Source organism: Phenylobacterium sp. (assembly GCF_036677185.1).
Classification (GTDB): Bacteria; Pseudomonadota; Alphaproteobacteria; order Caulobacterales; family Caulobacteraceae; genus Phenylobacterium.
The window spans coordinates 14,206-25,485 of the sequence record NZ_JAKFEN010000012.1; the positions used below are offsets into that span (position 1 = coordinate 14,206).

General features: G+C 70.0%; 14 protein-coding genes. 6 read left to right on the forward strand and 8 right to left on the reverse strand.

Annotated elements, in window-relative coordinates:
* Nucleotides 1-212: 212 nt before the first annotated feature.
* Together V6M51_RS01570 and V6M51_RS01575 are read right to left on the reverse strand one after the other, a co-directional pair.
* Nucleotides 213-467, reverse strand: coding sequence for a DUF3297 family protein (locus V6M51_RS01570; protein WP_332764049.1), 255 nt, complete (start codon nucleotides 465-467; stop codon nucleotides 213-215).
* Nucleotides 468-549: 82 nt separating this feature from the next.
* Complete coding sequence (locus V6M51_RS01575) at nucleotides 550-840, reverse strand: hypothetical protein (RefSeq protein ID WP_332764050.1); 291 nt, start codon at nucleotides 838-840, stop codon at nucleotides 550-552.
* Nucleotides 841-957: 117 nt separating this feature from the next.
* Here V6M51_RS01575 and V6M51_RS01580 point away from each other — a divergent pair, with 117 nt between their 5' ends.
* The gene (locus V6M51_RS01580) at nucleotides 958-1,344 is read left to right on the forward strand and encodes a hypothetical protein (protein WP_332764051.1); all 387 of its coding nucleotides are present in this window, start codon (nucleotides 958-960) and stop codon (nucleotides 1,342-1,344) included.
* Nucleotides 1,345-1,404: 60 nt separating this feature from the next.
* Nucleotides 1,405-2,637 carry a cytochrome P450 gene (locus V6M51_RS01585; protein ID WP_332764053.1) on the forward strand — a complete coding sequence of 411 codons (1,233 nt, stop codon included), beginning with the start codon at nucleotides 1,405-1,407 and terminating at the stop codon, nucleotides 2,635-2,637.
* On the opposite strand, the gene V6M51_RS01590 is transcribed toward V6M51_RS01585, so the two are convergent.
* A complete protein-coding gene (locus V6M51_RS01590) occupies nucleotides 2,634-3,977 on the reverse strand; it encodes an aminotransferase-like domain-containing protein (RefSeq protein WP_332764055.1) in 1,344 nt (447 codons plus the stop codon). The two genes, V6M51_RS01585 and V6M51_RS01590, sit on opposite strands and share 4 nt — an antisense overlap.
* 69 nt (nucleotides 3,978-4,046) lie before the next feature.
* Between V6M51_RS01590 and V6M51_RS01595 the strand changes: the two genes are divergently transcribed.
* Entirely contained in the window at nucleotides 4,047-4,463 is a 417-nt protein-coding gene (locus V6M51_RS01595; RefSeq protein ID WP_332764056.1) for a DUF983 domain-containing protein, read from the forward strand.
* A 510-nt stretch (nucleotides 4,464-4,973) separates the two neighbouring features.
* Here the strand turns inward: V6M51_RS01595 and V6M51_RS01600 are convergent.
* Complete coding sequence (locus V6M51_RS01600; RefSeq protein ID WP_332764058.1) at nucleotides 4,974-5,339, reverse strand: EthD domain-containing protein; 366 nt, start codon at nucleotides 5,337-5,339, stop codon at nucleotides 4,974-4,976.
* 111 nt (nucleotides 5,340-5,450) lie between these two features.
* On the opposite strand from V6M51_RS01600, the gene V6M51_RS01605 reads away from it, so the two are divergent.
* Complete coding sequence (locus V6M51_RS01605; protein ID WP_332764060.1) at nucleotides 5,451-5,810, forward strand: nuclear transport factor 2 family protein; 360 nt, start codon at nucleotides 5,451-5,453, stop codon at nucleotides 5,808-5,810.
* A gap of 224 nt (nucleotides 5,811-6,034) precedes the next feature.
* Here V6M51_RS01605 and V6M51_RS01610 read toward each other — a convergent pair whose 3' ends face one another.
* Nucleotides 6,035-6,667: a DsbA family protein gene (locus V6M51_RS01610; RefSeq protein ID WP_332764061.1), complete on the reverse strand. Its 633-nt coding sequence runs from the start codon at nucleotides 6,665-6,667 to the stop codon at nucleotides 6,035-6,037.
* Between the two features lie 144 nt (nucleotides 6,668-6,811).
* Here V6M51_RS01610 and V6M51_RS01615 point away from each other — a divergent pair, with 144 nt between their 5' ends.
* Entirely contained in the window at nucleotides 6,812-7,321 is a 510-nt protein-coding gene (locus V6M51_RS01615) for a GNAT family N-acetyltransferase (RefSeq protein WP_332764062.1), read from the forward strand.
* Between the two features lie 178 nt (nucleotides 7,322-7,499).
* Here the strand turns inward: V6M51_RS01615 and V6M51_RS01620 are convergent, their stop codons facing one another.
* Complete coding sequence (locus V6M51_RS01620; protein ID WP_332764063.1) at nucleotides 7,500-8,105, reverse strand: FMN-dependent NADH-azoreductase; 606 nt, start codon at nucleotides 8,103-8,105, stop codon at nucleotides 7,500-7,502.
* A 112-nt stretch (nucleotides 8,106-8,217) separates the two neighbouring features.
* Here V6M51_RS01620 and V6M51_RS01625 point away from each other — a divergent pair, with 112 nt between their 5' ends.
* Entirely contained in the window at nucleotides 8,218-9,195 is a 978-nt protein-coding gene (locus tag V6M51_RS01625; RefSeq protein WP_332764064.1) for a LysR family transcriptional regulator, read from the forward strand.
* Here the strand turns inward: V6M51_RS01625 and V6M51_RS01630 are convergent.
* On the reverse strand, nucleotides 9,185-9,787 hold the full coding sequence (locus V6M51_RS01630; RefSeq protein WP_332764066.1) for a TetR/AcrR family transcriptional regulator: 603 nt from the start codon (nucleotides 9,785-9,787) through the stop codon (nucleotides 9,185-9,187). The two genes, V6M51_RS01625 and V6M51_RS01630, sit on opposite strands and share 11 nt — an antisense overlap.
* Nucleotides 9,788-9,848: 61 nt before the next feature.
* Nucleotides 9,849-11,135 (reverse strand): cytochrome P450, encoded by a 1,287-nt coding sequence (locus V6M51_RS01635; RefSeq protein ID WP_332764068.1) that lies wholly within the window; start codon nucleotides 11,133-11,135, stop codon nucleotides 9,849-9,851.
* Between the last annotated feature and the right edge of the window lie 145 nt (nucleotides 11,136-11,280).

Here is an 11,280-nt window from a genome sequence, read left to right on the forward strand (position 1 = left end):
CCGGCGAACGCCTGAAATCAAGCCGACGCGTCCTTCTCCCCTTGCGGGAGAAGGTGGCCGTTCGGAGAACGGTCGGATGAGGGGTCGAAAGCCCTATCCGTCTGCTGAGTGGAAGAGCGCGCTGAGGTTATCCGGCGAGTTCTGAGAGACCCCTCATCCGACCTTGCTTCGCAAGGCCACCTTCTCCCGCAAGGGGAGAAGGACGCGAGGCGCTATTCTTTGACCGCGGCGATGTCCTGGAAGTAGGGAGCGACCTCGCCCTGCAGCTTCACGGTCATGGCGTTGCCCTTGCGGTCGACGGTCTTGCCGACGCTGAGGCGGACCCAGCCTTCGCTGACGCAATATTCGTCGACATTGGTCTTCTCGACGCCCTTGAAGACGACGCCGACCCCGCGCTCGAGGGCCGCGGCGTCATGATAGGGGCTGTTCGGGTTGACCGAGAGGCGGTCGGGGGGCGTGTCGCTCATGTCCGCCGTTTAGCGCCCCGGGCGGCGGAAGCCAATCGTCTTGGCGAAGCCGCGCCCGGCCGGAGCCGGGCGCTTCGTTCGGTTATTTCTTCTCTTCGATGGCCTCGGCCTTGGCGTCGGCGGCCTTCTCGGTGGCGTCGGCCTGGGCGCGCATGGAGTCGGCCTGGGCTTCGGCGTTGGCCTCGGCGGGGCCGGTCATGGCGCCGGCCTGGGCGTCGGCGGCGTCGGCCTTGTTCTGCAGGGCGTCGGCCTTGAGCTCGCCCTGGGCCTCGACGGCGTCGGCCTGGGCCTCGGCGGCCTTGTCGGCGGGCTTACCGCAGGCGGCGAGCGAGAGGGCGGCGACGGCGGCGACGGTGAGGGTGATGATACGCATGGTAACGTCCTTGTGAGGCTGGAGCCCCCTAAAGCGCGCGAGATCGGTTCCGGTTTCCCGTCAATCGAACCTTAAAGCCCCACTCCTAGAGTCGGTCGTTCGGCATGGGAGACCGCTATGTCCGTCACCAGGACCTCGAACGTGCGACGCGCCATCGATCACTTCGAGCCCGACGCCATGCTCGATCCGCAGGCCCAGCGCCGGCTGCGCGGGCAGATGGAGCGGATCGACTACACCGTCTACGCCTCCAACCAGGAGGTCATCGCCCATGTGCTGGGCCATGCCGACGCCGGCAAGTTCCAGCGCCTGGCGGTGGCCGCGGCCATCGCCCGAGCCCAGTGGGTGGCCGCGGCGCTCGCCTGCACCGAGACGTCCCAGCCCCCGAACCCCGAGCAGGTGACCCGCCTGGCCGAGATGCGCCTGGCCTTCGAGGAGCTGACCGAGGCCTACGAGGCCCTGCGGCGCATGGTCGAGCGGGGCTACCTGCCGTACCGGGCGGGGTAAATTCCCTAGACCGCCGCAAGGGAACCCAGCCTATCCTCCTGTCGAACGGTGGAGGACGACATGGCCGACCGAGCCCTTCCGACGGTGTTCGAGCTGACGCCGCTCAATCCCGCCTACCGCGCCGACCCGCATGTGCTGCTGGACGACCTGCGGGCCCGCTGCCCGGTGCATCGCGACGCGGCCTCGGGCAGCGTGGTCCTGACCCGCTACGCCGATGTGCGGAGCATGGTGTCGGACCGCACCCTGTGGCGCGACCCGATCCGGGCCGACGGGAAATCCTTCCTGTCGCGGAGCCTCGTGGAGGCCGACGCCGACCCGGACAATCGCGGCGAGACCACCAGCATCCTGCTGCTGGACGACCCCGACCACGCGCGGATCCGCCAGCCCCTGACCCAGGCGCTCTACGCCCGGGTGGCCAAGTTCCGGCCGGAGGTGGAGCGGATCGTCGACGAGGCCCTGGACCGCATTGTCCCCGGCGCGCCCTTCGACCTGATGACCGCCTTCTGCGTGCCGATCCCCATCGACGTGATCGCCTCGATCCTGGGGGTCGACCATGACCGGCTGGCGGAATTCCGGGTCTGGTCCGAGGACGTGATCCAGAGCCTCAACCCGTTCCGCAACGAGGCCCAGACGGCGCGGATGGAGGCCTCGAGCGCGGCGCTGACGGCCTATTGGACGGAGACCATCGCGGCGCGAAAGGCCGCGCCGCGCGACGACCTGATCTCGGACATGACCCAGCTGCAGGCGCAGGGGGCGCCGATCAGCGACATCGAGCTGCGGATCAATCTGGGCGCCCTGCTGGTGGGCGGCAACCTGACCACCACCGACCTGATCGGCAACGCCGTGCGGCTGCTGCTGACCCATCCCGAGGAGCTGGCCAAGCTGAAGGCCGATCCGGGACTGGTGAGCGCGGTGGTCGAGGAGACCCTGCGCTACGAGCCGCCGGTGGACATCACCGGCCGGGTGGCGTCCCGCGACATGGAGGTGGGCGGCTGCCCGGTGGCGGCGACGGAGTCGTTCATGTTCTCGCTGCGGGCGGCCAATCGCGACCCGGAGGCCTTCGAGGACCCGCACCGCTTCGACGTGGCGCGCAAGCACAAGCCGCACGTGGCCTTCGGCGGCGGGGCGCACATCTGCATCGGCGCGCCCCTGGCGCGGCTGGAGGCCCAGGTGGCCCTGGTGCGGCTGTTCGACCGGTTCCCGGAGCTGCGGCTGGCCGATCCGGGCGCGGAGCCGGTGTGGCGGACCCTGCCGTTCTTCCGGGGTCTGGAGCGGTTGGAGGTAGTCGCCTAGACAAGCGCCGCCACGGCCTGCAGGGCCTGGGCGAGGACGTCGCGGCGGGACTGGCCGCCGAGGGAGATGCGCAGGCCGTTGCGCGGGTTCGGACCCGCGGCGAAGGTGTCCGCGGTGACCAGGGAGAGGCCGCGCTGGGCGGCGCTGGCGCGCAGGGCCGCCGGATCGCGGCCCGGGGGCAGGTCCAGCCAGACGTGGACGCCGTCGGGGCCGCCGACGGCATGAGGCAGGATCTCACGGGCCAGGGCCTGGCGGGCGCGGGCCTCGGCGCGGATGGCGGCCAGCAGGTGCTCGGCGGCGCCTTCGCGGATCCAGGCGGTGGCCACGGCGGCGGTGAGCGGCGAGGCCATCAGGGATAGCGCACGCAGGGCCTGGGCCAGGCGCTGGGCGGCCGCGGCGTCCGGGGCGGCGACGAAGGCGGTGCGCAGGCCGGGCGAGAGGGCCTTGGACAGGGTGGCCACGTGCCAGACGTTCTCCGGATCGAGCGCGGCCAGGGCCGGCAGGGGGGCGCCCGGCAGGCGGCCATAGGCGTCGTCCTCGACGATGGGGACCTGGGCGGCGCGGGCGATGCGGACCACGTCCTTCCGGCGCTCCAGGCCCATGGTGGTGGCGACGGGGTTCTGCAGGGTGGGGATCAGGTAGATGGCCTTGGGACGATGTTCGGCGCAGAAGCGTTCGAGGGCTTGCGGCAGGACGCCCTGGTCGTCGGTCGGGCAGGGGATCAGGCGCAGGCCCAGGTGGGCGGCCAGGGCCAGGACGCCAGGATAGGTCAGGGGCTCGACCAGCAGGGCGTCGCCCCGGCGCATGAGGGTGGAGAAGAGTGCGGCCAGCGCCGTCTGGGCGCCGGGGGAGATCAGGATGCGGTCGGGGGCGACCTCGCCCAGGGTCGGGGCTAGCCAGGCGGCGCCGGCGGCGCGCTGGGCCAGGGACCCGGCGCCGGGGTGGTAGGCCATCAGGACGGCGGGATCGGTGCGGTCGAGGACGGCGCGGCTGGTCTCCTTCAGCATCCGGCCGAGCGAGAGGTCCAGGGGCGGCGGCGGCAGGTTCATGGAGAGATCGACCAGGCCCGCCTCGTCCTCGGCGGCGCGGCCGCGCACGAAGGTGCCGCGGCCCACCGCCCCTTCCACCAGGCCCCGCGCCCGGGCGGCGGCGTAGGCGCGGGTGACGGTGGTGAAGTCGACGCCGAGCTGGGCGGCCACCGCGCGCTGGGGCGGGAGCTGCTCGCCGGCCTGCAGCTCGCCGCCGGCGATGGCGGCGGAGAGCGCCTTGAGGATGGCCAGGTAGATCGGGCCCTCGTCGCGGTCGACGCGGTCCAGCCAGCGGGCGGTGGGGAGGCTCATGCTTGCAAGTCCGGCGAGGAATACATACATTGATACGAGATTGTATGTATCAATTCAAGGATTGTCTGCATGCCCCACGACCCGCCGCTGCCGATCGTCTCCGGCCTGCGCTGCCGTTGCCCGCGGTGCGGGGAGGGCAGGCTGTTCGCCGGCTTCCTGACCGTGGCCAAGTCGTGCGACCGCTGCGGCCTGGACTACGGCTTTGCCGACCCGGCCGACGGCCCGGCCTTCTTCGTGATGAGCGGGGTCGGCATCGTGGTCATCGCCCTGTTCACCTGGGCCGAGGTCGCTTGGCATCCGCCGATCTGGGTCCACCTGCTGACCACCTTCCCGGCGCTGATCGTGGGCTGCCTGGCCAGCCTGCGGCCCGTGAAGGCCTGGCTGGTGGCCTCGCAGTATTTCCACAAGGCCGAGGAGGCGCGGTTCTCCAGCCTGGGCGGTCATGGCGAGGGCGGTTTCGGCCTGCGCGGCCGGGCCCGTGATTAAAGTTACGCGACGACGGAACACGGGCGAGTCTCGCGTATTCATGTGGTGCGAAGGCTTGGTCGCCCCCGACACCGCCTTCGCCTGAGCCCCGGATCTCCCCAAGAGCGCCGGGGCTCCCTCATGCCTGCGACAATCTCGCGGCTAGGCGAACACCGTCATATCCGCCACAAACGCGCCATGTTTTGAAGACATGGCGCCTCGAGGCGACAAGGTCTGCCTGTGGGGACAGGCGAGGGCGCTTCCGACACGGTCGGAAGCGCCCTTTTCGTGTCTGGGTGGTGGATGGGATCGCAGTTCGGCGCCCTTCTCCCCTTGCGGGAGAAGGTGGCAGGCGAAGCCTGACGGATGAGGGGTCGATCGCCCTATCCGTCTGGCTTGAGAGTTGAAGACAGCGCCGAAGCCGACTGGCAAGTTCTGAGAGACCCCTCATCCGACCCCGCTCTCGCGGGGCCACCTTCTCCCGCAAGGGGAGAAGGAGCATGACGCCAGCCATGTCCTCCCGCGGCGACCCTAGAAAATCACCTTTTCCTGGCCCCACCAGAGGGGGGACTTGGGGAGGTCGACGAAGCGGGCCTCGTCTTCCAGCAGCAGGCGGCCTGCGGCCTTGGCGGCTTCGTTGTCGGCGTTGGCGGCCAGGTCCTCGAAGCTGTCCCACCAGAGCTGGGCGACCCCGTCATAGCCCTCAGGCCCGCCGCGGGCGATGCGCAGGTCGGCTGAGATCTCGGCCGGCAGGCTGTGCAGCTGGACATAGCGCTTGATGCGCAGGGTCTCGCGGACGCTGGCGACCAGGGGGGCGTGGGTGTTGAACCAGTAATCCTGGAAGGCCTCGCGGGTGAATTCCGGGCGGCGGGTCAGGGCGAAGGTGAGCTTGATCAAGATTGGGTCCTCCCGGTTTGGCCGAGCCTAGCACCGTTACCTCGCGCGTAATCGCGACGGTTCAGGCGGGGCGGCAAGGTGGGGGCGTCAACAAGCCAAGGAGCACTCCCCATGACCCAAGCCATCGCCGAGGCCTATATCGCCGCCTGGAACGAGACGGACGGCGCGGCCCGCAAGGCCAAGATCGCCGAGGCCTTCGCCGCCGACGCCACCTATGTGGACCCGCTGGCCGCCGTGGCCGGCCACGCCGGGGTCGACGCCCTGATCGCCGGGGTCCAGGACCGGTTTCCGGGCTTCCGCTTCTCCCTGATCGGCGCGGCCGACGGACATGGCGATCATGTCCGCTTCTCCTGGGGCCTGGGTCCCGACGGGACGGCCGACGCCCCGATCAAGGGCACCGACTTCTGCCGCCTGGAGGATGGGCGGCTGAAGACCGTGACCGGGTTCCTGGACCAGGTCCCGGCCGCCTGACCGCACAGGCGCTCGCCCCCTTCTCCCCTTGCGGGAGAAGGTGTCGGGCGAGGAGCCCGACGGATGAGGGGTCTCTCAGAACCGTCCGGCCAGCGTCCGGCCTAGCTGCAGCTCAAATGTCAAACGGATAGGGCTTTCGACCCCTCATCCGACCCCGCTCTCGCGGGGCCACCTTCTCCCGCAAGGGGAGAAGGGAAATCGGAGCGCGGCAATCCCGGCAATTGCTACGCCGTGCCCATCCAGCGATGCAGAACCGGCAGCACCTGGTCGGCGGGCTGGTAGCCGCGGGTGACCACGCCATAGGTCCCGTCGGCGCCGGGACCGGCCACCAGGGTCGGGAAGCCGGTGACCCCGGCGCGCTGGGAGGTCCCGTAGTCGGCCCAGGTCTCGTGCTTGAGGTCGTCGGTCTCGAAGTCGGCCAGGAAGGCGTCGCGGTCGACGCCCAGCTCGGCGGCGAGGTTGGCCAGGGTCTCGGCCTTGGTGACGTCCTGGTTCTCCGCATAGAAGGCCTGCTGCACGCGGCCGAGATAGATCAGGGCCTTTTCCGGATCGTCGCGGCGGACGCGGACCACGGCGCGGGCCGCCGGGTCGGTGTCATAGAGGAAGCCCGGCCGGTCCAGCACGGCGCCGTCGAAGGGCAGGCCGGTGGCCTCGTGGACATGGCCCCAGTGGCCGACCAGCTCGATTTTGGCCTTTTCGGTGGTGGGGGTGTCCGTGCCCGGGCGCAGGCCGCCCATGACCAGCCGGATCGGCAGGGACCGTCCGAAGGCCTGGCGGATCTGGCCGATCACCGGCGAGAAGCCGTAACACCACGAGCACATGGGGTCGGCGAAATAGATCAGGTGGGGCGTTTCCATGTCGCGATCCTTGGCGCGCTGCGGCCGTTGGCCCTAAACTAGGATCGACCGACGTGATCGGCGAGCCCCGGAGACCACGATCCTTGAAAGACTGAGCGCCAGACCGCCACAGCCCTTGGATCCATTTCCTTCCGGATAATTCCGATGACACATGACCTGCGCCTTCGCGCGGCCGAGCTTGCCGATATCGAACCCGTGCGCGCCATCGAGCGCGCCTCCGCCAGCCGCTTCCTCGGGACCGACCGGGCCTGGCTGACCGACGACGATCCCACCGACGCAGAGACGCTGGCCGAGCGGGTCGGCGAGGGCGGCTTGCTGGTCGCCTGCGACGGCGAGGTTCCCATCGCCTTCGTGATGTTCCGAGAGGTGGAGGGCTGCGGCTATATCGAGCAGGTGGACGTCCTGCCCAGCCATGAGCGGCGGGGGATCGGGGCGCGGCTCATCGAGGCCGTGGCGGACCTGGCGCCGGAGCGGGGCTGGGCGGCGCTGACGCTCTCGACCTTCAAGGACGTACCGTTCAACGCACCCTATTACCGGCGGCTGGGGTTCGAGGACGTCGAGAGCCTGACGCCCGGCATGGCCGAGATCCGGGCCGAGCATGAGGCGCGTGGGCTGGACGAGAGCACGCGGGTGTTCATGCGGCGAGAGGTGTAGCGACGGCCAGATCCTCCCCCAGCGCGCAGCGCGATCTGGGGGAGGTGGCTCGGAGCGAAGCGGAGAGACGGAGGGGGTTGAAGCGCTCGAAAGCGAGTCAAAGTCCCCCTCAGTCGGCTTCGCCGACAGCTCCCCCAGTGGGGGAGCATCTCTTCAACGTCCGGGTGGGGCGCTCGGTTTAAGCCGCCAGCCTGGCCAGTTCCGCGCGGCTGTCGGCCACCGCCTGGTCGCGCGCGTCGGGGCCGTAGCCGATCTTCTCGGCGCGGACGAAGGTGACGTCGGTCAGGCCGATGAAGCCCAGCAGCTGGCGCAGATAGGGCTCCTGGAAGTCGGCGGCCTGGGCCGGGCCCTCGCTGTAGAGGCCGCCGCGCGACTCCACGACGATCACCCGCTTGCCCTCGATCAGGCCCTTGGGCCCGGCTTCCGAGTAGCTGAAGGTCACGCCGGGGCGCAGGACGTGGTCGAACCAGGTGCGCAGGGTGCTGGGGATGCTGAAATTGTACATCGGGGCGCCGATGACGATGGTGTCGGCGGCGCGCAGCTCGGCGATCAGCTCGTCGGAGAGGGCGCGGGAGGCCAGCTCGGCCGGCGTGGTCGCCTGGGCGCGGACGCCGGCGACGCTTTCCGGCGTCAGGTGCGGGATGGCGGCGACGGCGAGGTCGCGGAACACCAGGGTGGCGCCGGGGTCGCGTTGGGTGAGCTCGGTGACTGCATCGGCGACCAACAGGCGCGAGACCGAGGCCTCGCCGCTGAGGCTGCTGTTGAGAACCAGGATATTGGACATGACACCCCTCCAAGGGCGCTGATGAATTGACGTCCTGGAAGATGAGGGTTCACATTGTGCAACAGTAGCCCCACATATCGCACCAGATTGTTGCGCGTAGAGGAACGCTTCCATGATGGAGCTGGAGGACATCCGGGCCTTTGTCGAGGTCGCCGAGGCGGGCGGGTTCGGCCGGGCGGGGCAGCGGCTGGAGCTGTCGAAGTCGATGGTCAGCCGCCGGGTCTCGCGGCTGGAGGCCTCGCTGGGCGCGCAGCTCCTGAGCCGCACCACGCGGGGCGTGGCGCTCACCGAGGCCGGGGCGGAGTTCAAGGAGCGCGCCGACCGGGTGCTGGCCGAGTTGGAGGCGGCGCGGGATTCGCTGGCCCAGCGCGGCGAGGAGATCGTCGGCAGCCTGCGGGTGGCCGCGCCCCTGTCGTTCGGCATGACTCACCTGGCGCCGGTGCTGGCGGAACTGGCCGTGCGCCATCCGAAACTGTCGGTGACGGCCTCCTACAGCGACCGGTTCGTCGATCTGATCGGCGAGCGCTTCGATGTGGCGGTGCGGGTGGGCAAGCTGGCCGATTCCAGCCTGATCGCCCGGCGGATCGCCCCGATCAACGCCGCGGTGGTGGCCAGCCCCGCCTATCTGGAGCGCCACGGGACGCCGCTGACGCCCGAGGACCTGATGGGCCACGCCGCCCTGATGCAGGGCCAGGAGGCCTGGTCGTTCCGGGACGGCAAGAAGCTGGTCACCATCCGCCCCGAGGGCCGCTTCAAGGCCGATAGCGGCCAGGCCCTGGTGGCCGCGGCGGTGGCGGGCCTGGGTATCGCCGCCCTGCCGACCTTCCTGGCCGGTCACGCCATCGAGGCGGGGGAGCTGGTCCCGTTGCTGCTGGACTATCCGATCCCGGAGGCGGGGCTCTATGTGGTCCGGCCGCCGCCGGCCGGCCACATGCCGGGCAAGGTCCGCGCGCTCACCGAGCTGCTGGTCGAGCGGTTCGGCGGCGAGCCCTACTGGGACATCTGCCACGAGGCGCGGGAGGCCTATAAGGCGAAGATGCGCGTGGGGGCCGCGGCGCCGGTTGTGGCCCTGGCCGAGGTCACGCCCTAGAATCGGGTCGGGCGGGTGGCCCTCGGGACATCAGGAAGGCGAAGCCGCGCAGGACGGCCTGTTCCAGGCGCTCGGCCGACGCCGCGTCCTCCTGCCTATGGACGGCCGAGGCGATTCCGCGTCCCAGCACCCAGAAGACCAGCGCGATGTCTTCGGCCCGGTCCGGCGGCGCCCTGTCATCGTCGCGCACGGCGGCCTGGAACGCCTCGAGCGCCTGCTGCTCGGCCGCGCGTACCGCGAGGTTCCCCGACAGGCTCGGCTCGGTCTGCATGAGGGCGTAGAGGTGCGGATTGCGGCGGATGAAGGTGAGCAGGGCCGCCGAGGCCGCGTCGATCGGGTGGGGGAACCTGCCGCTCGCCCGCGCGCGCTCGATCTTCTGGGTGAGTTCGCCCCAGCCGTCGACCGCCACCGCGGCCAGCAGGGCGTCCTTGTTGGCGAAGTGGTAGTAGAGGCTGGCGACGCCGCTGCCGACTTCGGCGGCGATCACGCGCAGTTGCAGGGCCTCGGCCCCACCCTTGCCGACCAGGCCGCGGGCCGCGTCCAGGGCGCGGCGGCGCAGGGTTCCGGCGATGGCGATCTGGGGGCGAGTCATCTCACAGCCGTCCTTCGAAGACGGCCGCGAACATGGACGATGCCAGCCCCCGCAGCCAGCCTTAGAGCCTGGACGGCAGGACGACCTTCATGTCCTCGTAGCCCTTCACGAAGACCGAGTAGCTGCGCTTCGGCTCTTCCAGGAGCTGGATGTCGGGGAAGCGCTTCATGATCTCTTCCCAGATGATGGTGAGCTGCAGTTCGGCCAGGCGGTTGCCGACGCAACGGTGGATCCCGAAGCCGAAGGACATGTGCTGGCGCGGGCGCGGGCGGTCGATGATGTAGCTGTCGGGGTTCTCGATCACCGAGCCGTCGCGATTGCCCGAGACGTACCACATGACCACCTTGTCGCCGGCCTTGATGGTCTTGCCGCCCATCTCGAAGTCCTGGGTCGCGGTCCGGGACATGTGGGCGAGCGGGGTCTGCCAGCGGATGGTCTCGGAGACCATGGAGGGGATCAGGGCCGGGTTGGCGCGGAGCTTGGCGTATTGGTCGGGGTTCTGGTTCAGCGCCAGGACCGAGCCGGAGATGGTGTTCCGGGTCGTGTCGTTGCCGCCGATGATCAGCAGGGCGACGTTGGCGTGGAACTCCGCCATCGTCATGTTCCGGGTCTCCTCGCCGTGGGCCAGCATGGAGATCAGGTCGCCGGTGGGCTCCGCGTTGACCCGCTGGTTCCAGAGCTCGGTGAAGTAGCCGAAGCACTCGGCCATCGTGGCGCGCAGGTCCTGCAGGCTGGCGGCGCCGGCGCCGAAGCCCGGCGGGGTGGTCATGGCGTCGGACCAGCGGGTGAGCTTGCGCCGTTCGTCGAAGGGGAAGGCGAACAGGGTCGCCAAGGTCATGGTGGTGAGTTCCTTCGACACCAGGTCGACCCAGTCGAAGGGCTCGCCGATGGGCAGGCTGTCGAGGATCAGGCCCGCCCGCTCGCGGATCAGCGGGGCCATGATCGAGAGCGCATGGGGCGAGAGCGCCGGGCTCACCGTCTTGCGCTGGACGTCGTGGCGCGGCGGATCCATGGCGATGAAGTTGGTGGCGCTGTTGTTGGGGTCGCGGAACCCCTGGGCGGCCTTGGGCGACAGCGCGATGCCCTTGGCCGACGAGAAGACCTGGTGGTTGGAGTCCACCGCCATGATGTCGTCGTAGCGGGTGATCGACCAATAGGGGCCGTAGTTGCTGTCGGGCGTGAAGTGGACCGGGGCCTCGGCGCGCAGGCGCTCGAAGATCGGCCACATGGCGTCGTCGCGGAACAGCGAGGCTCGGGCCGGGTTCAGTTCCTCCAGCGGGGTCTCGTAGGCGGCCTTGCGCGCGGCGGCGCGCTTGTCCTTCAGAATGTCCGTCGTTCCGTCAGCCATGGCGGCGCCCTCAACTGCGCGCCCGGAGCGGGGCGCGGGGACATCGAGACGCTTCGAACAATGTTCCACAAGGGGGTCTGCCCGCCGTGGCGCACGCGAGAATTCCTTCTTCCGCAAGGGGAGAAGGGCGCCTATCCCCAGCCTA